Genomic DNA, 25,991 nt, shown 5'->3' on the forward strand with positions numbered 1-25,991 from the left:
CGGAGGGATCTGCGGCAGCAGACGGCAGGGCCGGCCAGTGGTCTTCGTGGTTGAACTTTTATCGTGAGGCTTTTCATGAGCAAGCAGGAAAACGGACGACACCCCCAAGAGGGCTCCATCATTGCCGGCGATATGCTGGAACACGCGCACGGCGGCTTCACCCGCCGCGACATGATGCGCACCCTGCTGGCCGGTAGCCTGATGACAGTGGGCGGCACAGGTCTGCTCACCGCCAGCGGCAGCGCCATGGCGCAGACCGGCAAGCGCGGTGGCAAGATGCGCATCGCCACCCAGACCAGTTCCACCGCCGACACCCTGGACCCGGCCAAGACCGCGCACTCCACCGACTACACCCGGGTGCACATGTTCTACAACGGCCTGACCAAGCTCGATGGCAAGCTGGCCCCGCAGATGGTGCTGGCCGAGGAAATGATCACCACCGATGCCATCACCTGGACCGTCAAGCTGAGGAAGGGCGTGGTGTTCCACGATGGCAAGCCCTTGACCCCGGCCGACGTGGTCTATTCCATCATGCGCCACAAGGACCCGGCTACCGCCTCCAAGGTCAAGGTGGTGGCAGATCAGTTCGAATCAGTCAAGGCCACCGGCCCCAACGAAGTCCAGATCAAGCTCACCAGTGCCAACGCCGACCTGCCGGTGATTTTGGCCACCGCGCAGTTCCTCATCATCCGTGACGGCACCACCAACTTCAGCACCCCCAACGGGACCGGCGCCTTCAAGCTCAAGGAATTCACTCCCGGTGTGCGTACCATTGCCGTGCGCAACGAGAATTACTGGAAGCCGGGCCTGCCCTACCTGGATGAAGTTGAACTGTTCGGCATTCCCGACGAAGCTGCACGCGTCAATGCCCTGCTCTCCGGTGACGTTCACTGGATCAACGACGTCAATTCCCGTTCCACCGGTCGCGTCAAGAGCACGCCGGGCTATACCGTCATGGAAACCAAGTCGGGCCAGTACACCGACCTGGTGATGCGCCAGGACGTGGCCCCAGGCAGCAGCATGGACTTCACGCTGGGCATGAAGTATCTGTTGGATCGCGAACAGATCAAGATGGCCGCCTTCCGTGGCTATGCCGTGATCGCCAACGACCAGCCGATCGACCCCACCAACCGCTTCTACTTCGCCGGCCTGCCGCAGCGTCCCTATGACCCGGACAAGGCCAAGTTCCACCTGCAAAAGGCTGGCGTGCTGGGCAGCACCATTCCCGTCGTGGCCTCGGTGGCCGCCACCGGTTCGGTCGACATGGCCGTGCTGATGCAGCAGAGCGCCGCCAAGATCGGCCTGAAGCTGGATGTGAAGCGCGTGCCGGCCGATGGCTACTGGTCCAACCAGTGGATGAAGGTGCCGGTGGGCTTTGGCAACATCAACCCGCGTCCCAGCGCCGACATCCTGCTGACCCAGTTCTTCAAGTCCGACGCTCAGTGGAACGAGTCCGGCTGGAAGAATCCGCAGTTCGACCAGTTGGTAGTGGCGGCCCGCGGCGAGACCGACTTCAACAAGCGTAAAGCCATGTATGCCGACCTGCAGACCATGATCCATGAGAAGTGCGGTCTGGGCATCCCGGTGTTCATCATCAACCTGGAAGGCATCAGCACCAAGGTCAAGGGCATCGACCCGGTGCCGCTGGGTGCGTTCATGAACTACACCTGTGCCGAGTACGTCTGGCTGGACGCGTGAGAACGGGAAAGTCTCACCTCTGACCGTTGTCAGTGCAAGTCGTGCGGGACCGCTCAGAAATACCCAGCGGTCCCGCCCCGTGTTACCGAGGAAAGCTATGAATGGAATGGTCCTGCGTCTGATCGGGCGCCGCCTCTTGCAGGCGGTGCTGACGCTATTGCTGGTGTCGGCCGGCGTGTTTTTCATCACCAACCTGTTGCCGGGCGACGCCGCCCAGACCGCCCTGGGCCAGGCCGCCACGCCCGAGACGGTGGCGGCGCTGCGCCTGCAGTACGGCCTGGACCTGCCAGCGCCGGTACGTTATGCCCACTGGCTGGGCAACCTGCTCTCGGGCAATCCCGGCATGTCGCTGGTGAACAATGTGCCGGTGGCGCAGATGATCGGTGGTCGCCTGCCGGCTTCGCTGATGCTGGCCGCCGTCACGGCCCTGGTCTCGGTGCCGCTGGCGCTGTTCCTGGGCATCTTCTCGGCCATGTATCGCGGCTCCTTCTTTGACCGCGCCGTCAACGTCAGTGCGGTCTCGATGGTGTCGGTACCGGAATTCCTGGTGGCGACGGTGGCGGTGATGATCTTCGCCGTCAAGCTGCGCTGGCTCTCGGCGCTGTCGCACGCCGGCGATGCTGCCACCATAGGCGCCTTCATCAAGGCCTATGCCATGCCGGTGCTGACCCTGTGCTGCGTGATCGTGGCCCAGATGACGCGCATGACGCGCGCCGCCGTGATCGACCAGTTGCGCTCTTCCTACGCCGAGATGGCCTTGTTGAAGGGCGTCAAGCGCACCCGCATCGTGCTGCGCCATGCCCTGCCCAACGCCATCGGCCCGATTGCCAATGCAGTGGCCTTGAGCCTGTCCTACCTGCTGGGCGGCGTCATCATCGTCGAGAGCATCTTCAATTATCCCGGCATCGCTACCCTCATGATCGATGCCGTGACCACCCGCGACATGCCGCTGGTGCAAGCCTGTTCGATGATCTTCTGCGCCGGTTACCTGTTGCTGGTGCTGACCGCAGATGTGCTGGCCATTGTTTCCAATCCAAGGTTGAAGACCCGATGAAAGCCCTCCACGACACCACCGCTACCGAGGCCGCAGGCTCCACCCCTGCCGCCGCCGGCGCGCCCGCGCCCACCTCGCCGCCCAAGCGCGTGCGGCGCCATTCGACCATGGCCTGGATCGGCATGGCCATCGTCGGCTTCTGGATCCTGATGGCCATCCTCGGCCCCAGCATCTCCCCTTATGACGCCACCGCCATCGTCGACACGGACGTGTTCACCGGCATGAGCCACAAGTTCCTGCTGGGTACCGACTATCTCGGGCGCGACATGTTGAGCCGCATCCTCTTCGGCACCCGCGCCACCATCGGTCTGGCGCTGGTGTCGACGGTGCTGGCCAGCCTGTCCGGCACCGCCATCGCGCTCTTTGCCGCCTTCTCGGGTGGCTGGCGCGATGCCATCATCAGCCGTGCGCTCGATGCCCTGATCTCCATTCCCAGCAAGATGTTCGCGCTGATGATGGTGGCCACCTTCGGCTCTTCCATGTGGCTGCTGGTGCTCACCGCCGCCATCACCTACATGCCCGGCGCCTTCCGCATCGCGCGCTCGCTGGCGGTCAACGTGCAGGCCATGGAATACGTGCAGGCCGCCCGTGCTCGTGGTGAAGGCGTGTGGTACATCATGACCGTGGAAATGCTGCCCAACATGATCCGCCCGGTGCTGGCCGACTTCGGTCTGCGCTTCGTCTACGTGGTGCTGCTGCTGTCGGGCCTGAGCTTCCTCTCGCTGGGCGTGCAACCGCCGGACGCCGACTGGGGCTCGCTGGTGCGCGAAAACATTTCCGGCCTGGGCGAAGGCGCCCTGGCGGTGATCATGCCGGCCCTGGCGATTGCCTCGCTGACCATCGGTGTGAACCTGTTGATCGATAACCTGCGCGGCAAGCGCGCTGCCAAGGAGTAAGCCTGTGAAGCAATTCGATATCTTCCTCGGCAAGGAAAGCGGCGCCGGCACTGGTTCCGCAGGGGGCGGCGCGACGCTGCGCCCACTGGTGGAGGTCCAGGGCCTGCGCGTGAATGCACGCAAGGATGACGGTAGCCAGGTCGAGATCGTCAAGAACGTCAACTTCACCGTGGCGCGGGGCGAAGTGCTGGCCCTGATCGGCGAATCCGGTTCCGGCAAGACCACCATTGCGCTGTCGCTGCTGGGCTATGCGCGCTCCGGTTGCCACATCGCCGGTGGCCAGGTGCGTATCGGCCAGCGCCAGATCGACCAGATGGATGAAAAGGCCTTGCTGGCCATGCGCGGCCATCACGTGGCCTACATCGCCCAGAGTGCCGCCGCGGCCTTCAACCCGGCACGCACATTGATGGACCAGGTCATCGAGAGTGCCCTGCAGCATGGCGTGATGGACAAGGCCAGTGCCATGCGCAAGGCGGTCGAACTGTTCCGTGCGCTGGCCCTGCCCAATCCCGATCATATCGGTGCGCGTTATCCGCACCAGGTCTCCGGTGGCCAGTTGCAACGCGTGATGGCGGCCATGGCCCTGATTACCGACCCGGAACTGGTGATCCTGGACGAACCCACCACGGCGCTGGACGTGACCACCCAGATCGAAGTGCTGCGCGCCTTCAAGAACGTGGTCAAGAAACTGGGCACCACTGCTGTCTATGTCTCGCACGACCTGGCGGTGGTGGCGCAGATGGCCGACCGCATCATCGTGCTGCGCGATGGCGCCGTGCGCGAGATCGGCGCCACCGAGCAGGTGCTGCACGCACCCGCCGACAGTTATACCCAAAGCCTGATCGCCGCCGCCTCGCCGGCTGCGCGCGTGGTGCAACTGCGCGAGATCCTGCCCGACACGGTGCCGGCCGAAGCCAAGGCACCGCTGCTGCGCATCAGCGGCCTGGTGGCCGGTTATGGTGCGCCGGATCGCCTGGTGCTGCGATCAGCAAGCCATTGGCAAACCAGATGCCGACCAGCAGGTAGCCGCGCGAGCGCAGCAGGGCCAGGAAGGAGCCCAGGGTGATGATGGCAAAGCCGCTGCTCCAGATCAGCAGCGAGCGTTCGCGCACCACGCTCCACTCCACCGCCAGATAACAGGCGGCGCTGGCGGCCAATGCGATGGTGAGGATGAGCAGGGTGGAAGGGTCGAGAGCCATGAGGTGTTGCGTCGCCCGTGAGGGCGCAGTACGAATGGCTGACATTGTAGCCTTCGTCGCCCTGCTCGCAGTGTTGTCCTTCGGCAACGCGCGCAATGGCGCTCGCTAGGCGGGAATGCTTACGTTGTTTTTGCTTCCACCGGCGGGGGCGTGGTCGTGGCCGCTGCGGAGGTCGGTTTGGGCTCATCCCTGCTCGCCTGTTCGGGCGAGAACAGCGGCAGTTTCTTCTTCACCAGCGGCAGGTTGACGCGTTCGGTGCCGTCCGGCAATACGGCTTGTTCGGCTGATAGCCAGTTGCCATTGTCAGTATTCATGAGTTTCTCCTTGGGATGGAGCGCCCAGCTTGTCGTTTTCTTGCGCCAGACTCGTTGATACAACTCAACCGGGCCATTGTTTTGATGAGAATTCTTCTTGTTACGTAGATAATGCAGACCGGCTCGCGTACTATGCTTCCCATCCGGAAGCCACGCCGGGCCAGCCTTCTCGGGCGGTCATTCCTTGACGCAACAGGAACAAGATGTCATACCAGCAGAATTCGCATGTACCCGCCCAGGACGCGGGCAATGCTCCGTCCATGATGAAATTGATCCGGGCCGACCAGCTCATGGCCCTCCGCAAGACGGTCTTGCTGTCGATGCCGGTCAACATGTTGCTGGGGCTTATTTCCACCTTCGTCGCCTGGCGTGCGGACAAATTGCCCATCGCCTTGCTCTGGCTGGCCTGCTCAGGTGTGGTCAATGTCTTGCGCATCCTGGCGTGCCGCATTCCGGTGGAGCGTCTGGCTGCGCTCCTGCCTTGGCTGGGACAAGGCCAGCAGCCTGATCCCCAGGTTGATCCGGCCACCGAACTGAACCTGCGCCTGCACTGGATGCTGGCCTTGCTCTCGGGCATCGTGTGGGCCGGGGTGCCCCTGCTGTGCGAAGGCTATACCACACCGGAAACCCTGTTCTATCTCACTTGCGTGTGCGGCATCACGGCCGGCGCAGTCACGCACGGCTTTGCCTTTGCGCGCATCCCGATCTGTTTCATCACGCCGCCGCTGCTGTCCATCATTGGCTGCCTGGCTGGCATCCAGACCGATTCCACCCGCCTGGCGCTGGCAGCAGCGGTGCTGCTGTACCTGGCCGCGCTGATCCGTGGTTCCAAGGTCAGCGAGGGCCTGGTGTCCCACGCCAGCGCGCTGAAGAACCAGGCCACCGCTGCCAACCAGGCGCTGGAACTGGCGCACCAGGACTTGCATCGTTTCGCCCAGCGGATGCAGTACCAGGCCGAGCATGATCTGCTGACCGGCTTGCTGGGCCGCGCCGGTTTCATGGAGGTGGCGCCACGCATGGTGGCCCGCCAGGAACATGCGCTGTGCATGATGTTTCTCGACCTCGATGGCTTCAAGGTCATCAATGACGCCTACGGCCACGAGGCCGGCGACCAGGTGCTCATCGAAGTGGCGCGGCGCCTGCACGATTGCATCCCGGCCGAGGCCACGCTGGCGCGGCTGGGCGGGGATGAATTCGTGGTCCTCTATGCGTTGGCACCCAAGGCCGAGCTGCCCGAGCACCTGGCGCGCCGTCTGATCGACGCCGTGCGCCAACCCTTCGCGCGGCTGGCGCATCGCCATATCGGGCTGAGCCTGGGCATCACCGTCACCCGCAGCGAAGACATCAACGAAATGCTGGTCTGTTCGGATGCGGCCATGTATGAGGCCAAGCGCCGCGGGCGCAACCAGTTCTGTCTCTTCAACGACAGCCTCAATGCCCATCTGCAGATGAAGCGCGATGTCGAGCGCGACCTGGCCCATGCGCTCACGCAGCGCCAGCTGGAGGTATGGTTCCAGCCCATCGTGCATCACGATGGACGTACCCTGGATGGCTTCGAGGCGTTGCTGCGCTGGCACCACCCGCGTCATGGCGATATCGCCGCCCCTGAACTGATTGAGATCGCAGCGCTGGCCGGTCTGTCGGAAGAACTGTTGCGTTTCATCATCGGCGAGGTGGCCGAGATGATTCGCTCCCTGCAAGCCAGCGCCCGCAGCGATCTACGGGTGTCGATGAATATCTCTCCGCGCGAGATGGAACGCCTGTGCATCGAGGAACTGGTGATGGCCACCTTGAAGACCTATCGCGTGCCGGCCCAGATGCTGGAAATCGAGATCACCGAAGAAACCGCGCTGGACCTGCAAGCCGCCACCCAGACCCTGGTGTCGCTATCCATGCAGGGCGTGAGCATTGCCATCGATGACTTTGGGGTGGGCTATTCCTCGCTGGGTTTCCTGCGCCAGATGCGGGTCTCGCGGGTGAAGATCGACCGCAGCTTCGTCACCGGCCTGGCCGGACAGACCGAGAACCAGGCGCTGGTGGCGGCCATGTTGCAACTCTCAGGCAGCCTGGGCTTCCAGGTGGTGGCCGAGGGTGTGGAGAGCGAGCAAGACCTGCATACGCTGCAAGCCATGGGGTGCCATGCCATGCAGGGCTATTACTTCTCGCCACCGATGCCGGCGCGGCAGGCGTGTGAGATGGCCAAGGCGCAGGGCCGGAGTTAAGCGTTTCCTGACAGGTTTTCCCCAAAGTTGAAGCAGATCAAGCTTTCTCTGATCTGCTGCACTTTGGGACTGACCAGCAATTGAGTTCGCTCCGACCTGGGGCTATGCTGCAACACAGCAAGAAGGCATGAGCACGCTCGCTCTCGCGCCATCCCACACCCAGGAGGACGACATGTTTCCACCCACGCAGGCCACGCCTGCAGAGCGCTACGGTCAACTCATTCGCGATGCCATCGGCGCCCAGCCGATGCGGGTCGCGGTGGTCCATCCCTGCTCGGTCGAGGCCTTGCAGGGCGCGCTGGAAGCGCGTGACGAGGGCTTGCTGGAGCCGTTGCTGGTGGGGCCGCAAGCGAAGATACGGCGCATTGCCGAGCAAGCCGGGCTGTCCCTGCAGGGCTTGCTCATCGAGGATGTCGAGCATAGCCACGCGGCGGCGGCGCGGGCCGTCGAACTGGCCATCCAGGGCCAGGTCGGCGCGCTCATGAAGGGCAGTCTGCACAGCGACGAATTGCTCGGCGCCGTGGTGGGAGCCGGCTCGGGCCTGCGCACCGAGCGCCGCATCAGCCATGTCTATGCCATGGCCATCCCCACCTATGCCAAGCCGCTCATCATCACCGATGCGGCTATCAACATCGCCCCCACGCTGGCGCACAAGCGCGACATCTGCCAGAACGCCATCGACCTGTTGCATGTAATGGGCGTGCCGCGTCCGCATGTGGCGGTGTTGGCCGCAGTGGAAACGGTCAACCCGGCCATGCCCTCGACGCTGGATGCCGCGGCCCTCACCGTGATGGCCACGCGTCACCAGATCACCGGCGCGGTAGTCGATGGTCCACTGGCCTTCGACAATGCCATCAGCCTGCAATCGGCTGCCATCAAGGATATCCAGTCGCCGGTGGCGGGTAGCGCCGACATCCTGCTGGTACCCGATCTCGAAGCCGGCAACATGCTGGCCAAGCAATTGATCTATCTGGCGCAGGCCGAGGCGGCCGGCCTGGTGCTGGGTGCGCGGGTGCCGGTGATTCTCACCAGCCGCGCCGACAGCCTGCGGGTACGACTGGCTTCGTCGGCGCTGGCGCGGCTGTTCGCCTCGCGCAGCAAGCTGCAGGCCGTGGGCAAGGAGGCGGCATGAATCGCTGGCTGCTCACTTTCAATGCCGGTTCCTCCACCATCAAGCTGGGGGTGTTTCGACTCGACGGTGCGCACGCCGAGAAAATCGGCCAGGGCCAGCTCGACCTGCATCTTACGCCGCTCAAACTGCGGCTGGATATCGAAGGTGTGCGCTCGTCCATGGACATCGATGCCGATCCCGCCGCGTCCATGGACCAGGTGCTGGAGCGGGTGCTGCATCAACTGGAAGTGGGTCACGAGCAAGGTGCGCTGTGCGCGGTAGGCCATCGTGTGGTGCATGGCGGTTTGCACCTGGCGCAGTCGGTGCTGCTGGATGAACGCATCGAGCAGGAACTGGAAGCCTTGGCGCCGCTGGCCCCGCTGCACCAGCCGCAGAACCTGCGCCTGATCCGCGCCATTGCGCGGCTACGCCCGGGCCTGCCGCAAACCGCTTCCTTCGACACCGCCTTCCATGCCAATCAGGATGCGCTGGCACGCCGCTTCGCCCTGCCGCGCAAGCTGCACGACCAGGGTGTGCTGCGCTATGGCTTCCACGGCATTTCCTACAGCTACATCGCCGCCGAACTGCGCCGGCGCAATCTGCCCGAGGCGCATGGCAACGTGGTGGTGGCGCACCTGGGCAATGGCGCCAGCCTGTGCGCCATCCAGAATGGTCGCAGCCTGGACGCCAGTACCGGTTTCTCTACCCTCGAAGGCGTCCCCATGGGCACGCGTTGCGGCGCGCTCGATGCCGGCGTGCTGCTGTACCTGTTGCAGCAAGGGATGACGCCGGCGGCACTGGAGAATCTGCTGTATCACCAGTCCGGCTTGCTCGGTGTGTCAGGTATCAGTGCCGATGTGCGGACCTTGCAGCAGAGCAGTGAGGCGGCCGCCCGCGAGGCGCTGGAATTGTTCGCCCTGCGTTGTGCCGGCGAAGCCGCGCGCCTGGCGACCACCCTGGGTGGCCTGGATGCGCTGGTCTTCACGGCCGGCATCGGCGAGCACGATGCCCACATGCGTGCCGCCATCTGCGCTCGGCTGGATTGGCTGGGAGTGCGTCTGGATGAAAGCGCCAACGAGCAGCACCTCGAATGCATCAGCCACCAGGCCAGCCGCTTGCGTGTGCTGGTCATTCCCACCAATGAAGAACAGGTCATTGCCGACGATGCGGCAAGACTGATCACCGGGAGTTGCGCATGACGACTTCATCTGCCAGCCACACCGGCCCTGCCCCCCACGATGCCGCTGCGGTCAGCCCTGGCTGCGTGCCCTTGTTCTGGCCGATGATGCTGGCCACCCAGGTATTTCGACAGGGGCAGGAGGTGGTGGACAAACATCTACGCTTTCTGGAAGAAGAAGCCAAGCTGCACGCCATCCATCATCCCCGCATGGCCACTGCCAACCACGAGCGCCTGAAGCTGCGCACGCTGACCCTGCGCGAATATGGCAAGCCCGCTGCAGCCGCTGCCGTGCCCACTCTGGTGGTGGCACCCTATGCCGGTCACTCTTCGGTGATTGCCGACTATTACCATGGCCAGAGCCTGGTCGAGACGCTCATGGCGCATGGCCTCTCGCATGTGTGTCTGACCGACTGGCACAGTGCCAGCGAAGACATGAAAGACCTGGAGATCGACAACTACCTGGCTGACTTGTGCGTGGTGATCCAGGAGCTGGGTGGTCGCGTCAACCTGGTCGGCTTGTGCCAGGGCGGCTGGATCTCGGCCATGATCGCGGCGCGCTTCCCGCCTATGGTGCAGCGCCTGGTGCTGGCCGGTTCTCCCATCGATGCCGGTGCCGGCGATGGTCCCTTGAAGCAGATGGTGGAGCGCACCCCGATCCGCTTCTACGAAGACCTGGTACGTACCGGCGGCGGACTCATGCGCGGCAGCTTCATGCTGCAGGGCTGGAAGAACATGCATCCCGATGAGCACTACTTCACCGAGCACCTGGACCTGTTCCAGCACATCGACGACCCCGTCTACCTGGCCAAGCGCGAGACCTTCTCGGCCTGGTACGAAACCACGGTCGACCTGCCGGGGCGCTGGTATCTCCAGGCTATCCGCAACATCTTCAAGGACAACCTGCTGGCGCGCGGCAAGTATGTGGCGCTGGGCAAGCAGCTTGATCTCAAGGACATCCACTGCCCGCTGTATCTGCTGGCCGGCGAGCGCGACGACATCACCACTGCCGAACAGGTGATGAACGCCGCCACCCTGATGGGCACGCCCGCTACCCACATTACGCAACGGGTGGTGCCGGGCGGGCATATCGGTTTGTTCATGGGAAGCCGCACGCTGGCCGAGACCTGGCCGCAGATTGCGCAGTGGTTGATGGCACCCTTGACGGCGGGTGCCTAGGCGCCAGCGGTTTTCTTGCGGGTGGCGGGTTTGCGTACCGCCTTGCTGGCCGATGGCTGCGCTGGCGCATTCTCCGGCGCCACTACCATGACAGCCGCCTTCAGGAACCAGGCCAGCACCGACTCGGCCGTCTTGCCATCGACGATATGCGGCACGCAGCGGTAGGAGAAACTGACCCCTTCGCATAGCGCCATGAGGCCGATGGCGATCTCGCGCGGCGGCGCGGTGGGGGCAATGCCGGTCAATTGGCAATAGGCTTGCACGAAGCGGGTGATCTGGCTGTAGCGCTCTTCCAGGAAGGCATCGAGCTGGCTGCGGAACTTCTCATCGCGCAGCGCCACGATGCGGGCTTCCATCCACAGCAGGCTGCACTTGTCATCGCGATACAGCGCCGAATATTGCGTGGCCAGGGCGTCGCGCAGCGCACCCGGCGCGGTCAGGCCGCCATCGAGCAGGCGCTCGAAACCGCGGTCGATAGTTTCCCCCTCGCGGCGCAGCAGCTCGAAGAAGAGCTGCGTCTTGTCATCGAAGTTGGAATAGAAGGCGCCGCGCGAGTAACCCGCTGCGGCGCTGATGTCTTCCACGCTGGTCTGCGCATATCCCTGTTGCATGAAGACCGCGTGCGCTGCCTCCAGCAGCCTTTCGCGGGTCTGCTCACGGCTTTGCTCGCGGCTGAGTCGTTGGCGTGTCATGGGGCAGGATTCTAGCATCCTTGTATTCAAATACAGTATTGCATCTGAATTCATATGTGAATTAGAATCGCTGAAGTTTTGTAAGGATCACTCTCCAGGATGCGGAACGCCAGACGATCCGACACTCCCTTTCCCGAAAGGAATGCTGTGAAGCCCGTTTTGTTCGTTTCGTCTGTTCTGTCCGTCCGACGTGCGCCCCTGGCCTTGCTGATCGTGTCGTTTGCGCTGTTGCTGTCGGCCTGCAGCAAGCCGGCCCCGGTGGTCGAGGCGCTGCGCGAAGTGGTGGTATTGCAGGCACAGGAGCGCGCCAGCAGCCTGCCGCTGCAGCTGCCGGCCGAGGTGCAGTCGCGCTATGTGACTTCATTGTCCTTCCGCGTGGCCGGCCAGTTGGTGGAACGCCGCGTGCACCTGGGTGACGTGGTACGTCGTGGCCAAGTGCTGGCCCGTCTCGATCCGGCCGACGCCGACCAGAACGCCGTCTCGGCGCGGGCTGAGCTGGCCTCCGCCCGCCAGCACCTGGAGGCGGCCGAAAAACAATTGCAACGCGACACCGAGCAAGCCCGCGAACAACTGATCAGTACCCAGCAACTGGAACAAAGCCAGGACGCCCACGCCGCTGCCCTCTCGCAGTTCAAGGCAGCGCAGGCGCGTGCGGCCGTGGCCGGCAACCAGCGCGACTACACCACCCTGGTGGCGCAGCATGACGGCGTCATCAGCGCTGAACAGGCCAATACCGGCGACGTGCTCAGCGCCGGCCAGGCGGTCTATGCGCTGGCCTGGTCGGGGGCGATGGACGTGGTCACCGATGTGGCCGACCGTCAGTTGGCCGGCTTGCAGCCGGGCGCTGCCGCGACCGTCACGCTCGCCGCATTGCCGGGCAAGCGTTCCAGGCCCGGGTGCGTGAAGTCAGTCCTGCTGCCGATCCGCAAAGTCGTACCTATCGCGTCAAGCTCACGCTGGAACAGCCCGAGCCCAGCGTGCGCCTGGGCATGATCGGCGAAGTGGCCATCACGCCGCATTCCGATGCCAATGCCGCCCAGGTGATGCTGCTGCCGGCCACTGCCCTGTTCCACCAAGGAGGGAAGCCGGCGGTATGGATCGTCGGTGCCGAAGGCAAGCTGGAACTGCGCCCGGTCACCATCGCCGCCTATGGCGAACGTAGCATTGCCCTCTCGCAAGGGGTGGCGGCCAATGACAAGGTGGTGGTGCAAGGCGTGCATACCCTTACGGTGGGCGAGAAGGTCAAGCCGGTGGCGCCGCTGCACGCCGAGGACTTCGCCCTATGAGCGCGCCCGGTCGCTTCAATCTTTCCGCCTGGACCCTGAAGCACCAGGCGCTGGTGACCTTCATCCTGGCGCTGGTGACCTTGCTGGGCATCGGATCGTATTCGCGTCTGTCGCAATCCGAAGATCCACCCTTCACCTTCAAGGTCATGGTGATCCAGACCGATTGGCCGGGCGCCACTGCGCGCCAGGTGCAGGAACAGATCACCGACCGCATCGCCCGCAAGCTGCAGGAAACGCCGGACGTCGATTTCCTGCGCAGCTATTCGCGCCCCGGCCAGTCGCAACTGTTCTTCACCATCAAGGACACGGCGCCAGCCTCGCAGGTGCCGCAGACCTGGTATCAGGTGCGCAAGAAGGTCGGCGACATGGCGGCCACCTTGCCACAGGGCGTCAAGGGGCCTTACTTCAATGACGAATTCGGCGATGTCTACACCAACATCTACGCACTGGCCGGCGATGGCTTCACGCCCGCGCAACTGCGCGACTATGCCGACCAGTTGCGCGCCGAACTGCTGCACGTGCCGGGCGTGGCCAAGATCGATTACTTTGGCGATCGCCAGGAGCACATCTACATCGACATCGGCAATGCCCGCATGACGCGCCTGGGCATCAGCCCGCAGCAATTGGCCGACGCCATCGGCGGCCAGAATGCGGTGGTGCCGGGCGGGCTCATCACTACCGGCAGTGACCGCGTCTACGTGCGTCCTACCGGACAGTTCGAGAACCTGCGTGCGCTGGAAGAGAAGATCATCCACATCAACAACCGCAATTTCCGCCTGGGCGATATCGCTACCATCCACCGTGGCTACGATGAGCCGCAGGAACAGGAAATGCGCGCCAACGGCCAGCCAGTGCTGGGCATCGGCGTGACCATGCAACCGGGGGGCGATGTGATCCGCCTGGGTAAGGCGCTGGATGAACGAACTGAACAATTGCGCAAGCGCCTGCCGGCAGGCCTCACGCTGACGGCGGTTTCCAGTATGCCGCACGCAGTGGAAAAATCAGTAGATGAATTTTTGGAAGCAGTGGCCGAGGCGGTGGCCATCGTGCTGGTGGTGAGCCTGCTGTCGCTGGGCATACGGACCGGCATGGTGGTGGTGATCTCGATTCCCATCGTACTGGCAGTCACTGCGCTGTTCATGTACCTGTTCGATATCGGTCTGCACAAGGTGTCGCTGGGCACCCTGGTGCTGGCGCTGGGCCTGCTGGTGGATGACGCCATCATTGCCGTGGAAATGATGGCGGTAAAGCTGGAACAAGGCTGGAACCGTCACCGCGCCGCCGCCTTCGCCTATACCAGCACCGCCTTCCCCATGCTGACCGGCACCCTGGTCACTGTGGCGGGCTTTTTGCCCATCGCCCTGGCCAAGTCCGGCACGGGCGAATACACGCGTTCCATCTTCGAGGTCTCGGCCATTGCACTGCTGCTGTCCTGGCTGGCGGCGGTGGTGTTGATTCCGCTCTTGGGCTATCACATGCTCAAGGAAAAACCGGGTGCATTGAGCGATGAACAGATCGCTGCCCAGCCCCATGCCGGACATGATGAAGAAGACCACGATCATCCCATCTACCAGACCCGCGTCTACACCCTGCTGCGTCGTGCGGTGGCTTGGTGCGTGGCATTCCGGGGGCGGGTGGTGATCCTCACCACGGTGCTCTTCATCGGTTCGCTGGCCGCCTTCACGCTGGTACCGCAGCAATTCTTCCCCAGCTCGGACCGCCCCGAACTGCTGATCGACCTGCGCCTGCCCGAGCGCACCTCGTTCGAAGCCACCCAGCGCGAAGCGATCCGCATGGAAGCGCTGTTGAAGGGCCGGCCCCAGGTCGACCACTACGTCAGCTTCGTCGGCGTCGGCGCGCCGCGCTTCTACCTGCCGCTGGACCAGCAACTGGCCAGCGCCAACTTTGCGCAATTCGTGGTCACCGCCAACTCGGTGGAAGACCGCGAAGCCCTGGCACGCGCGCTGGAAGAGCCGCTACGCAAGCAGTTCAGCGGTGCGCGCACACGCCTGACGCGTCTGGAGAATGGCCCACCGGTGGGCTTCCCGGTGCAGTTTCGCATCAGCGGCGAGCAGATTCCCAAGGTGCGCGCCATTGCCGAACAGGTGGCCGCCGAACTGCGCAAGGAAAGTCGCGCCACCAACATCCAGTTCGACTGGGATGAGCCGGCGCAGCGCTCGGTCTCCTTCGAGATCGATCAGAAGCGGGCCGCTGAACTGGGGTTGAGCAGCCAACAGATTTCCAACTTCCTGGCCATGCAATTGTCGGGCTTCACGGTCACCCAATATCGCGAACGCGACAAGCTCATCAGCGTCGACCTGCGGGCCCCGCGCAGTGAGCGCGTCGACCCTGCGCGCCTGGCCACCTTGTCCATGCCCACCACCCATGGCCCGGTGCCCCTGGCGGCGCTGGGTCGGTTCCACGATACGCTGGAATATGGCGTCATCTGGGAGCGCGACCGCCAGCCCACCATTACTGTCCTGGCCGACGTGCGCCCTGGGGTGCAGGGCATCGACGTGACCAATGCCGTCAATCAGAAACTCAATGCCTTGCGTAGCGAACTGCCGGTGGGCTATCGCATCAACGTAGGTGGGCCGGTGGAAGAAAACGCCAAGGCGCAATCCTCGATCTCGGCCCAGATGCCGCTGATGGTCATTGCCGTGCTGCTGTTGCTGATGGTGCAGTTGCAAAGCTTCGGGCGCACCCTGATGGTGGTGATGACCGCGCCGCTGGGCTTGATCGGCGTGGTGGCGGCGCTGCTGCTGTTTGGCCAGCCGTTCGGTTTCGTGGCCATGCTGGGCACCATCGCCATGCTGGGCATCATCATGCGCAATTCGGTGATCCTGGTGGACCAGATCGAGCAGGACATCGCCGCCGGCCGCGGCCGCTTCGATGCCATCTTCGGCGCCACCGTGCGGCGTTTCCGGCCGATCACGCTGACCGCTGCGGCGGCCGTGCTGGCGCTCATTCCGCTATTGCGCAGCAACTTCTTCGGGCCGATGGCCACCGCCCTGATGGGCGGCATCACCATCGCCACCATCCTGACCCTGTTCTACCTGCCGGCGCTGTATGCGCTGTGCTATCGGGTCAAGCCGGATGAAACCCGTCACCGTGACGCTGTTGCGCAAGGGAGCCACTGATGAGCGCCATGCCATCGATCTTCACCCCCCGCCCGCTGGCGCTGGCCGTGGCCTTGCTGCTGTCGGGCTGCGCGCTGGGCCCCAGCGGCGAAGCACCGGCCATGCCGCAGCCGGCCCATTATGCCGTTGAGAGTACGCCCGCCACCCTCGGGCCGCAGGAGGCGCGCCAGAAGTTCGTGCTCGGTCAGCGTGCCGTGCCGCAGTGGTGGCAGGCCTATGGTTCGCCGCAATTGTCGGCCTGGGTGGAAGAGGCCTTGCACAGTAATCACTCACTGGCCCAGGCCGAGCGCAACCTGGCCGGCGCGCAGCTGCAATTGCGCGCACAGGTCGGTGAATCGCTGTGGCCGACCATCGATGCCGTCGGCCAGACCCAGCGCCAGCGCGCCCTGGGCTTGCCCAATATCGGCCCGGCCACCAGTGTCTATAACGTTTTTTCCGGGCAGATCCGCGCCAGCTATACCTTCGACCTGTTCGGCGTGCAGCGTTTCGCCAACTCGGCGCTGGCGGCCCAGGTCGATGCCCAGTCCTACCAGTTCGATGCCGCCCGTCGTACGGTGGCGGCCAACGTGGTCATCAGCGCCATCAACGCCGCCTCGCTGCGCGCCCAGGTGGCGCAGACCGAGCGCCTGGTGGCGCTGGCCGATGCCGATGTGGAGGAGATGCAGCGCCGGCTGGCGCTGGGGGCGGTGTCCTACGACGAGCTCCTGTCCGCACGCGCCTCCGCACAATCATTGCGCGCCAGCCTGCCTGGCCTGAAGGCGCAATGGCAGGGAGCACGTCATGCGCTGGCCGTGTTGATGGGACGCACGCCCGATGCCGCGCCGCCAGACCTGGACATCGCCGCATTGACATTGCCCGCAGAAGTGCCGATGACGGTACCGTCGGACCTGTTGCGCCAGCGCCCTGACATCCTGGCCGCCGACGCGGCGTTGAAGGTCGCCGCAGCCCAGCAGGCGGAGGCCACGGCCGAGATGTTTCCCAGCTTGTCCATCAATGCTTCGTTCGGCCAGTCCGGTTTTTCCTGGGCCAAGGCCACCAGTGGCGTCGGGGCGGTGTGGGGGCTGGGTGCTTCGCTGACCCAGCCGCTGTTCCATGGCGGCGCCCTGCGCGCCAAACGGGAGGCGGCCAAGGAAGCCTATCTGGCCGCCCAATCCCATTATCGCCAAACTGTGTTGAATGCTTTCCAGAACGTGGCCGATAGCCTGGTCGCGCTGACCCAGGATGCCGATGCCTTGCAAGCCTCGGCAGCGGCGCGTACTGCCTCCGAGCAGAGCTGGCGCAATGCGCAACGGCGCGCCCAGCTTGGCGCCTATCCGGCCAGTGCCACACGTGCTGGCGAGCGCCAGTATCTCAATGCCCGGCTGGGTGAGATTCGCGCCACGGCCAGCCGCATGAGCGATACGGCGACCTTGTTCCAAGCCATGGGGGTGGGCCTGGAGGCGCAGGCCCAGCAGAGCGCAGTCCAGCCCTGATCAACCCTTGCTGGCGCCAAAGGTGAGCCCGGCCACGAACTGCTTCTGCATCACGAAGAACAGGATCACCGAGGGTAGCGCCGCCAGGATGGAACCGGCCGAGACCAGGTTCCAGGCGGTGGTCCACTGACCGCGCAGAGCTGCCACGCCGACCGTGATGGGGGCCACGTCATCGCCCTGGGTCAGCACCAGCGCCCAGAAATAATCGTTCCAGACGAAGGTGAACACCAGCACTGCCAGGGCTGCCAGCGCCGGGCGGATCAGCGGCAGCACGATGCGGTAGAACACGGTCCACTCGCTGGCACCTTCGATGCGGGCCGCCTCGATCATTTCGAACGGTAGCTGCTTGATGAAGTTGCGCAGGAACAGGGTACAAAAGCCGGTCTGCATGGCGATGTGGAACAGCATCATGCCGGTGATGGTATTGAACAGCCCCAGCGATAGTGTCAGGTTGCGCACCGGGATCATCAGGATCTGCTGCGGCACGAAGTTGCAGGCCACGAACGTGGCGAAGAGGATCGTATTGCCGCGGAACTGGTAGGTCGATAGCGCAAAGCCGGCCATGGCTGCCAGCGCGATGGCGCCCACCACCGAGGGAATGGTGATGAGGCAGCTATTCCAGAAGTAATGCAGCATGGGCGAGCCGGTCAGGGCTTCGCGGTAATTGTCCAGCATCGCGAAGTCCTGCGGCCAGCCCCAGTAGTTGCCGGCCATCAGTTCGTCATTGGAGCGCATCGAGGTCACCAGTGCGGTCAGCATCGGCAACAGCCAGATCAGCAGCGCCACCGGCAGCGAGGCGCGATACAGCACGCGGTTGAGCGGCTTCCATTTTTCTATCGGCATGGGAAACATGGCGATCCCTCTTTTCTTCGTTAGCGTTCGGCGCGCAGCATACGGCGCAGTTGATAGACGATGTAGACCAGCATGATGGCAAAGAGCGTCACCGCCACCGCCGCCGAATAGCCTTGGCGGTAATACTTGATGGCCTGATCGTAGGCGTAGTAGGCCAGCACGGTGGAACTCTCGTAGGGGCCGCCGCTGGTCATCACCGAGATCAGGTCGAAGCTGCGCAACGCGCCGATGATGCTGACCACGAAGGCCATGAAGGTGGTCGAGCGCAATTGCGGCAGGATCACGTAGCGCAGCATGGACCAGCCCCGCGCACCTTCCATGCGGGCCGCTTCCACCTGGTCATGGTTGAGCGCGGTCAGGCCGGTGAGATAGAGGATCATGCAATAGGCGGTTTGCGGCCACAGGGCGGCGAAGATGATGCCGAAGGTGGCATAGCGCGCATCGCCCAGCACCGGTACGCCATGCCCCAGGATCAGCGACAGCAGGCCGAAGCTGGGATCGTAGAACCAGCTATAGATCAGGCCCACCACCACGCCCGAGAGCACGAAGGGGGCGAAGAAGAGCGACTTCACCACGCGCATCCCGCCCACCTTCTGGTTCAGGTAGAGCGCGATGGCCAGGCCCATGGGCGGGGCCAGCAGGAACATCAACAGCCACAACACGTTGTTCTTCAAGGCCGTGTAGAAGGTCGGCGCATGGAACAGTTCGATGTAGTTGGCCAGGCCCACGTATTTGGGATCGGTCATGCCATCCCAGCTGAAGAAGCTGAGATAGATCGTATAGAAAATCGGGTACAGCACGTAGACCAGCGTCATCACGCAGGCCGGCGCCAGGAACCAGAAGGCGGCGCGGTTGCGACGAGCGGCACTGCGCTGCGGGCCGGTGACCGGCGTGGCAGCCGATGGGGTCGCGGGCGGCTGCGCAGCGGAAGTGGGCGCTAGCATGGCGGGTCTCCTTCATTTTCTGCGGGCCATGACCGCCGCCTGGCAGCGGCAATGGCCCGGATGGACTGCCTGGACGGGCCAGGCATGAACGACGATCAGGACTTCTTGTAGATACGCTTGCGGCTTTGTTCCAGCTCGTTGAGCACGTCATCGAGCTTGCTCGGATCGCTGACGAACTTCTGCATACCCTTCATGCCTTCATCGGCCATTTCCTTGGTCATGTCGCGATCATAGAACTGCGAGATGCCGCCCTTGGCATTGGAGAGGATGTCAAAGCCGATGCGCGAGATCGGATCGGCCGGGGCCGGCGACTTGCTGTTGGCCGGCAGCGAACCCAGACCTTCAGCCAGCTTGGCGCTGATGGCCGGGGTTCCCACGAAGGCGATGAAGCGATGGGCATCAGCCTTGTTGCGGGCCTTGGCCGGGATGTGGATCGATTCGGTCGGACCTTCTTCGGCGGTGGGCACGTTGGCATCGATGATGGGGAACTGGAAGTAACCCATCTCCGGCGCCAGCTTGGCCGGGAAACCCTTGGCAATGAAGGTGCCCATCAACATCATGGCGGCCTTACCCTGGAACAGGAAGGGCTGGGCGCCGTCCAGGTCGTAGGACAGGGCGTTGTCGATGAAGACCTTGTTGTCGATCAGGCTCTTCCAGGTGGTGTAGACCTTCTTGACGCGGGGATCGGTGTAGGCGATGTCGCCGGCCATGAGTTGCTGGTGGAAGGCATTGCCATTGATGCGCAGGTCCAGGTAATCGAACCAGCCGGCCAGGGTCCAGGCATCGCGCCCGCCCACGGCCACCGGTGCGATGCCGGCGGCCTTCAACTTCTTGCAGGCCTCCAGGAATTCATCCCAGGTCTTGGGTTCGCTGGCGATGCCGACCTTCTTGAACAAGTCCTTGCGATAGAACATGCCCCAGGAGTAGTACACGGTCGGGGCCGAATACTGCTTGCCCTGCCAGGACGAGGCTTCCTTGGTGGAAGCGTAGGTGCTGTCCCAGCCGTTCTTCTTCCAGTCCTCGCTCAGGTCTTCCAAGAGGCCGCGGCTGGCATAGAAGGCCATGCGCTCGCCGTTGTGCCAGTTGATGATGTCCGGCGCCTGGGTCGACAGCCAACCCGGCAGTTGCACCTTGTAGGCTTCTTCCTCGATGAAGGAAACCTTCACGTCCACGTCCGGGTTGGCCTTCTTGAATTCATCCACCGTGGATTGCCACACGTTGCGCTGGACCGCGCCCTTGTAGGCGATGTTGACGGCCAGGGTGCCGGCCATGGCGGCGGCGCTCCAGGCGGCCGAGGCCGCCAGGCAGCCGGCGATCACGGTCATGCGAATCATCTTTTTCATTGTTGTCTCCGAATGTTTGGTTCAAACAGCTGGTGTCATGGATCTCGTTGGTTGGTTCTCGCACGCTTTCTTGCGCAGGTTCTCTGCCTGCTTGTGCAGCGGCGGTGCTAGTCATAGCTGCCGTGCTGTCTTCCCGAGTGAGGCTGGCGTCCTTCCTATGCTTGCTGGCTGCGATAGATGGCCACACCCTGTGGCTCCAGCGCCGCCTGTCCGACCAGGAACTGCGCACCCTCAGAATGCGGCAGGGTGATCGGTGCATCGCTGTAGTTGAAGGCGAACTGCAGACCGCCGCGTTGTTGCAGGCGCAGCCCTTCGGGCAGGCGTTGCGGGGCCAGTCCGGCCGCGCGGGCTACCTGTTCGAAGTAGCGCGAGGTCAGCTCGGCATCGAAGATGCTGGCTAGGTAATGGGCGCGCTCCTTCTGCACGATGGCCGGATGGCCGTCGCCGAAACGGGCGATGGTCTGCAAGCCTTCGCCATCGGCTTCGATCAGGTCGCGCCAGTAACGGGCCTGGCCTGGTGCGGTACCGAACTGCACCGCTTCACTGACGTTGGGGCGCATCGATTCGACGCGCCACACACGCATCGGCAGCAATTGCTGCAGCGGTCCCGGGGGCAGGGTCGAAGGGATCTGCAGCGACTTGGTCTTGGAGCCGCTGCGCGGACCGAACACCACCTGTGCGCCGCTTTGCGCGATGCGAGCCGGCAGGTCGTCCGGTACGATGGGCAGCGGCGGCACTACGATCATGGCATAGCCCTGCAGGTCGGCATTGAGCGGCACGATGTCCACGTCCAGGCCGAGCGCGCGCAGGGTCGAGTAGTAGTCGAAGGCAAAATGGGCGTACTCGAAATCGATGCCCTGGAAGTGGATTTCGAAGAGCCACTTGGCATCGTAGTCGAACAGCAGCGCCACCTTGCCACGCGGCTGGGACAGCTCGCCATGGGCCGCTTGCACGGAGTTGATTTCCTGGGCCACCCGTTCGGCTTCCGAGCCGCCGACGTCGAGGCGATTGTCGGGACGGTTCAGGCCGGCGTGCAATTGCTCCTGCGCGAACGGGCATTGGCGCCAGCGGAAATAGGACACGCAACCGGCGCCGTGGGCGAAGGCTTCCCAGCTCCACAAGCGCACCATGCCCGGCAGTGGCGCCGGGTTCCAGTGCGCCCAGTTCACCGGGCCGGGTTGCTGTTCCATCACCCAGAACGGCTTGGCCGACATGCCGCGATAGAGGTCATGGTTGAAGCTGGCAAAGTCAGGATGGCCGGTGCGCAGCCAGCGGGCCTTGGTGTGCGGGTCGAACCACATCACTTCCAGGGCACCCAGCGGATAGCTATCCCAGGTGGCCACGTCCAGATCGGCGGCCACCGGATAGTGATCGAACTCCAGGAACATCTGCATGAAGTTGTGCACCATCAGCCGGCCCGGCGAGAGCGGGCGCAGGATCTCGACTTGCATCCGGTTGTAGCGCACCACTTCGTCCGAGGCAAAGCGGCGATAGTCGAGACGATGCGACGGATGGGCTTCGGTGACGGTGCCGATGGGCGCATCGATCTCATCGAAGCTGCGGTATTCCATGCTCCAGAACACCGTGCCCCAGGCCGTGTTGAGCGCATCGATGCTGCCGTAGCGCTGGCGCAGCCACTGTCGGAAACGGCGCTGGGCCGAAGGCGAATAGCTGACCACGGTCTGGTGGCAACCGTATTCATTGTCGAGCTGCCAGGCGGTCACGGCCGGGTGCTGGCCATAGCGCTCGCCCAGCAGGCGCACGATGCGCTGCGATTCTTCGTAATAGGAATCCGACGAAAAATCATAGTGGCGGCGTGAGCCGAAGCCGCGCTGGCGACCATTCGCGTCCACTGCCAGCACATCGTCGTGGCGGTCGATGAGCCACTTGGGCGGGGTCGCGGTGGGGGTGCACATCACCACTTCCAGTCCGTGTTTTGCCAACACCTCGATGGCGCGGTCCAGCCAGTCCCAGCGCAGATCGCCCGGCGACGGTTCGATGCGGCTCCAGGCGAATTCGCCGATGCGCACCTGCTGGATACCGAGTGCCTTCATGCGTTGTGCATCGCTGTCCCACATGGCCTCGGGCCAATGTTCAGGGTAGTAACAGACTCCCAATCGTAACGACATGGTCGTGATTCCTTAGCGGTAGAAAAGCGTGGAAGGGAAGAGGGCGGCGGTGCTCAGGCCGCCACCGCCAGGCCGGCGTGGACCTGAGTGCGGGCCAGGGCCACACCCTCCTGGTCGAACAGATAGGCGCAGTTCGGTGCCACCGCTACGCGCAGGCGCTCGCCACGTGCAATGCGGGCATCGCCCGCCGCCTTGGCCACCAGCGGCTGGCCAGCCGGTTCGTCCAGGTGCACGTAGGTTTGCTCGCCCAGGCGTTCCACCAGCATGACTTCGCGGGTGAGGCCGTACTGGCCTTGAGTGCCGATCTCCATGTGTTCCGGGCGCACCCCCAGGGTCAGCGACTGGCCCGGCTGCACCTGGCCTTGCGCGGCCACCAGCACGGTCTCTTCACTGTTGGTCAGGCGCACCAGGATGCCTTGCTCTTGCACGCTCATCACCTGCACCGGCAGGAAATTCATGCGGGGCGAACCGATGAAGCCGGCCACGAAGCGATTGCGCGGATGGTGATACAGCTCCATGGGCGTACCGACCTGGGCGATGCTGCCAAAGCGCTGGGTATCGGCGCCGGCGTGCAGCAAGACGATGCGGTCGGCCAGGGTCATGGCTTCGACCTGGTCGTGAGTGACATAGACCACGCTGGCCTGGGCGAATTGGCGATGCAGGCGCGCGATCTCGATGCGGGTCTGGCTGCGCAGGGTGGCATCCAGATTGGAGAGTGGTTCGTCGAACAGGAACACGCCCGGCCGGCGCACGATGGCGCGGCCGATCGCTACGCGCTGGCGCTGGCCGCCCGAGAGTTCCTTGGGCTTGCGTTGCAGCAGTTCTTCCAGTTGCAGGATGCGCGCAGCTTCACGCACCTTCTGTTCGATCTCGGCCTTGGGCAGCTTGGCCAGGGTCAGGCCGAAGCTCATGTTTTCATACACCGTCATGTGCGGGAACAGCGCATAGCTCTGGAACACCATGGCCACCGAGCGCTGCGCCGAGGGCACCTCGTTGACGCGCTTGCCACCGATGAAGAGGTCGCCGCTGGTGAGATCTTCCAGTCCTGCGATGCTGCGCAGGAGCGTGGACTTGCCGCAGCCGGAAGGGCCGAGGAAGACACAGAATTCATGTTCGCCAATGTCGAGATCGACATTGCGGATTACCGGCGGGGCGTCGCCGTAGGCTTTTTGTGCTGCACGCAAGCTGATGCTGGCCATCACGTTTTCCTAACAGAAATGGATTGCAGGGCAGGACGCCAGAAGGCAGTGTGGGCGTGGGGTTAAGCGCTTAATCAATTAACCCAAAAAAAAGATCGCCTGGGGTTTCCTGTGTGCAATCGGGGGTGTCTCCACGTCGTTGTTCTGAGCGTGTTGCCGTGTTGGGTTGGCAAATATTTGGGTCGATCATACCCATCTTGAATAGGCGACGCAACCACAATCCTGTAACCGTGCAGTGCCAGCATTTTGTCAGGAAAGCTGCGTGCCGGTGCGTAAATCGTTGAGTGGATTTCGGTCTGCGCAGCTGCCAATGCGACCATCACGCCGAGCACCGCAAGCGTTTCATCAAGGTGTAAGCGCGTTGACAAGCCCGCCATTAGCGGTTTGAATGCGAGGGCTTCCAACTCCATGCATCCATGACCACCTTATCCGAAGTCGCCCGTCTGGCCGGTGTCACCTCGGCTACCGTTTCCAACGTCCTGCGCCAGCGCGGCAAGGTCGGCGAACAGACGCGCCAGCGCGTGCTGGAGGCAGTGGCCCAGCTCGGCTACCGTCCGCACCTGACAGCCCGCGCCCTGGCCGAGGGACGGGCGCCGACGCTGGCGCTGGTGGTCTCCAGCATCGCCAACCCCTTCTACCCGGAGTTCGCGCTGGCCGCCGAACGTGCCGCGCGCGCGCATGGACGCTTCCTGATCGTCTGCAATACCAATGACGACCCCGACACCGGTCGCGCCTACCTGGACCAGATCGCCGGTACGCTCTCCGATGGCGTACTGATCATGAATGCCAACTTGCCCATGGATGAGTTGAAGAAGACCGAGCAGCGCGGCGCGCCGGTGGTGCTGTGCATGTGGGAGAAACCCGATGCGCCGCCCGAGCTGCCCTGCATCGCGGTGGATTTCTTTGCTGCGGGCGCCAGCGCAGCACGGCATCTGCTGGCCCTGGGCCACCGTCATATCGCGGCGCTGGTGGGCAGCAAGCGTAGCGGCATCCACGCCGAACGTTATCGCGGCTTCGCCCGGGCCTGCACCGAGGCGGGTGTGGCCCATCCCGCAGAACGCACCCGCTACATTGCCGACACCGTCGAGGCCGGCTACCAGGCCAGCATGGCCCTGCTGCGCCAAGATCGGCAACTGACCGCTATCTTCGCCAGCAATGACCTGCCGGCGCTGGGCGCGATGAATGCCATTGCCGATCTGGGCCTGAGCGTGCCGCGCGATATCTCGGTGATCGGCATCACCGACATCCAGTGGGCGCGTGTCTCGCGTCCTGCCTTGACCACCGTGGCGGTGCCCACCGAAGAGGCGGCCCGCATGTCCATCGACCTGCTGCTGGCCTTGATCGAACGCCGCAGCCCGTCGCCGGTCATGCGCGTGACTGCCACGCCGCAACTGGTCCAACGCGCATCCACCGCCGTCGCGCGACCACGCAAGAGTTGATCAGCGCAAGCGCAGGCTGTCCAGATAAGCACAGAACATGTCGGCCATGGCTTCGCCATAGGCCTGGATGGCCTTGGCAGGATGGGGGCTGCGCGAGAGGTGTTCGCCCACCGTCGACAGGGTGGTCATCACCAGTTCCCCGGCCCGCTTGCGGCGCTGTGGCGACACGCCCGGCAAGGCTTCGCGCATGAAGGCGGTGATGATGCCATCCCAGGCCCGGCTCAAGTCCAAGGCCTCGGGTGCGGCACGATAGAGCGGGGCGGCATCGGCCAGTGCCTGTCTGAGCTGGGCTTCTTCGAACTCGCTGCGGATGAAGGCGTGTACCAGTTCGCGCAGGCGTCTGGCGGGCGGCTTGCAGGGATCCTGCAAGAGCTGGCGCACCATCTCGGTGGTCTGTTGCCATTCATCGGCCTGCAGCCGGAACAGGATGGCTGCCTTGTTGGGAAAATACTGGTACACCGATCCGACACTCACGCCCGCCCGCTCGGCCACGCGCGCCGTGGTAAAGCGCGCCGCGCCCTCGCGTAGCAAAACCTGAATAGCGGCTTGCAGGATGGCCGCCACCAGTTCGGTGGAGCGGGCTTGTTGCGGCGTCTTGCGCAGGGAAATCTGGGGGCGGCGCGGCTGTTCATGGGCGATGCCAAA

The 25,991-nt window shown here is 63.9% G+C and carries 17 protein-coding genes and 4 pseudogenes; 12 read left to right on the forward strand and 9 right to left on the reverse strand.

Translation table 11 applies throughout. The annotated features are described in order from the left end of the window. Positions 1 to 75: 75 nt before the first annotated feature. From I5W_RS18450 to I5W_RS18465, 4 genes and pseudogenes are all read left to right on the forward strand, one after another. Positions 76 to 1,698: an ABC transporter substrate-binding protein gene (locus I5W_RS18450; RefSeq protein WP_017453849.1), complete on the forward strand. Its 1,623-nt coding sequence runs from the start codon at positions 76 to 78 to the stop codon at positions 1,696 to 1,698. A gap of 97 nt (positions 1,699 to 1,795) precedes the next feature. Then, a complete protein-coding gene (locus tag I5W_RS18455) occupies positions 1,796 to 2,752 on the forward strand; it encodes an ABC transporter permease (RefSeq protein WP_017453850.1) in 957 nt (318 codons plus the stop codon). Continuing rightward, positions 2,749 to 3,648, forward strand: coding sequence for an ABC transporter permease (locus I5W_RS18460; RefSeq protein WP_017453851.1), 900 nt, complete (start codon positions 2,749 to 2,751; stop codon positions 3,646 to 3,648). Before I5W_RS18455 ends, I5W_RS18460 begins: the two co-directional genes overlap by 4 nt. A 4-nt stretch (positions 3,649 to 3,652) precedes the next feature. Further along, positions 3,653 to 4,636 (forward strand): annotated as a pseudogene (locus I5W_RS18465) (ATP-binding cassette domain-containing protein); the annotation flags it as partial. On the opposite strand, the pseudogene I5W_RS30160 reads toward I5W_RS18465, so the two are convergent. After that, positions 4,626 to 4,847, reverse strand: a pseudogene (locus tag I5W_RS30160) (GGDEF domain-containing protein); the annotation flags it as partial. The pseudogenes I5W_RS18465 and I5W_RS30160 sit on opposite strands and share 11 nt — an antisense overlap. Before the next feature lie 119 nt (positions 4,848 to 4,966). After that, positions 4,967 to 5,161 carry a hypothetical protein gene (locus tag I5W_RS18470; RefSeq protein WP_044530320.1) on the reverse strand — a complete coding sequence of 65 codons (195 nt, stop codon included), beginning with the start codon at positions 5,159 to 5,161 and terminating at the stop codon, positions 4,967 to 4,969. 260 nt (positions 5,162 to 5,421) lie between these two features. Here I5W_RS18470 and I5W_RS18475 point away from each other — a divergent pair, with 260 nt between their 5' ends. The 4 genes and pseudogenes from I5W_RS18475 to I5W_RS18490 all read left to right on the forward strand — a co-directional run bounded on the left by I5W_RS18475 (position 5,422) and on the right by I5W_RS18490 (position 10,850). Next, positions 5,422 to 7,383: a putative bifunctional diguanylate cyclase/phosphodiesterase gene (locus I5W_RS18475; RefSeq protein ID WP_252717102.1), complete on the forward strand. Its 1,962-nt coding sequence runs from the start codon at positions 5,422 to 5,424 to the stop codon at positions 7,381 to 7,383. Positions 7,384 to 7,495: 112 nt separating this feature from the next. Continuing rightward, positions 7,496 to 8,515: pseudogene (locus tag I5W_RS18480) on the forward strand (bifunctional enoyl-CoA hydratase/phosphate acetyltransferase); the annotation flags it as partial. Next, complete coding sequence (locus I5W_RS18485) at positions 8,512 to 9,693, forward strand: acetate/propionate family kinase (protein WP_044530322.1); 1,182 nt, start codon at positions 8,512 to 8,514, stop codon at positions 9,691 to 9,693. The pseudogene I5W_RS18480 and the gene I5W_RS18485, both read left to right, overlap by 4 nt. After that, on the forward strand, positions 9,690 to 10,850 hold the full coding sequence (locus I5W_RS18490) for an alpha/beta fold hydrolase (RefSeq protein WP_044530323.1): 1,161 nt from the start codon (positions 9,690 to 9,692) through the stop codon (positions 10,848 to 10,850). The genes I5W_RS18485 and I5W_RS18490 overlap by 4 nt, the downstream gene beginning before the upstream one ends. Here the strand turns inward: I5W_RS18490 and I5W_RS18495 are convergent. After that, complete coding sequence (locus tag I5W_RS18495; protein ID WP_044530324.1) at positions 10,847 to 11,542, reverse strand: TetR/AcrR family transcriptional regulator; 696 nt, start codon at positions 11,540 to 11,542, stop codon at positions 10,847 to 10,849. The genes I5W_RS18490 and I5W_RS18495 overlap by 4 nt on opposite strands. 204 nt (positions 11,543 to 11,746) lie before the next feature. Here I5W_RS18495 and I5W_RS18500 point away from each other — a divergent pair. The 3 genes and pseudogenes from I5W_RS18500 (at position 11,747) to I5W_RS18510 (ending at position 17,440) form a co-directional block, all read left to right on the forward strand. Further along, positions 11,747 to 12,828: pseudogene (locus I5W_RS18500) on the forward strand (efflux RND transporter periplasmic adaptor subunit). Further along, on the forward strand, positions 12,825 to 15,968 hold the full coding sequence (locus I5W_RS18505) for an efflux RND transporter permease subunit (RefSeq protein WP_044530325.1): 3,144 nt from the start codon (positions 12,825 to 12,827) through the stop codon (positions 15,966 to 15,968). Before I5W_RS18500 ends, I5W_RS18505 begins: the two are co-directional and overlap by 4 nt. Continuing rightward, complete coding sequence (locus I5W_RS18510) at positions 15,968 to 17,440, forward strand: efflux transporter outer membrane subunit (RefSeq protein ID WP_044530326.1); 1,473 nt, start codon at positions 15,968 to 15,970, stop codon at positions 17,438 to 17,440. Before I5W_RS18505 ends, I5W_RS18510 begins: the two co-directional genes overlap by 1 nt. Here I5W_RS18510 and I5W_RS18515 read toward each other — a convergent pair whose 3' ends face one another. From I5W_RS18515 to I5W_RS18535, 5 genes are all read right to left on the reverse strand, one after another. Then, positions 17,441 to 18,292 carry a carbohydrate ABC transporter permease gene (locus tag I5W_RS18515; RefSeq protein WP_044530327.1) on the reverse strand — a complete coding sequence of 284 codons (852 nt, stop codon included), beginning with the start codon at positions 18,290 to 18,292 and terminating at the stop codon, positions 17,441 to 17,443. 20 nt (positions 18,293 to 18,312) lie between these two features. Then, on the reverse strand, positions 18,313 to 19,236 hold the full coding sequence (locus I5W_RS18520; protein ID WP_017451882.1) for a carbohydrate ABC transporter permease: 924 nt from the start codon (positions 19,234 to 19,236) through the stop codon (positions 18,313 to 18,315). A gap of 95 nt (positions 19,237 to 19,331) precedes the next feature. Further along, positions 19,332 to 20,579, reverse strand: a complete 1,248-nt coding sequence (locus I5W_RS18525) for an ABC transporter substrate-binding protein (protein WP_044530328.1) — start codon at positions 20,577 to 20,579, stop codon at positions 19,332 to 19,334. Between the two features lie 155 nt (positions 20,580 to 20,734). Continuing rightward, on the reverse strand, positions 20,735 to 22,708 hold the full coding sequence (locus I5W_RS18530; RefSeq protein ID WP_044530329.1) for a beta-galactosidase: 1,974 nt from the start codon (positions 22,706 to 22,708) through the stop codon (positions 20,735 to 20,737). A gap of 53 nt (positions 22,709 to 22,761) precedes the next feature. Continuing rightward, on the reverse strand, positions 22,762 to 23,907 hold the full coding sequence (locus tag I5W_RS18535) for an ABC transporter ATP-binding protein (RefSeq protein ID WP_044530330.1): 1,146 nt from the start codon (positions 23,905 to 23,907) through the stop codon (positions 22,762 to 22,764). A 416-nt stretch (positions 23,908 to 24,323) separates the two neighbouring features. On the opposite strand from I5W_RS18535, the gene I5W_RS18540 reads away from it, so the two are divergent. Continuing rightward, positions 24,324 to 25,346, forward strand: a complete 1,023-nt coding sequence (locus I5W_RS18540) for a LacI family DNA-binding transcriptional regulator (protein WP_044530331.1) — start codon at positions 24,324 to 24,326, stop codon at positions 25,344 to 25,346. On the opposite strand, the gene I5W_RS18545 is transcribed toward I5W_RS18540, so the two are convergent. Next, positions 25,347 to 25,985: a TetR family transcriptional regulator gene (locus I5W_RS18545; RefSeq protein ID WP_044530333.1), complete on the reverse strand. Its 639-nt coding sequence runs from the start codon at positions 25,983 to 25,985 to the stop codon at positions 25,347 to 25,349. Positions 25,986 to 25,991 lie beyond the last annotated feature (6 nt).

Source organism: Herbaspirillum sp. B65 (genome assembly GCF_000333555.1).
Lineage (GTDB): Bacteria > Pseudomonadota > Gammaproteobacteria > Burkholderiales > Burkholderiaceae_D > Herbaspirillum > Herbaspirillum rubrisubalbicans.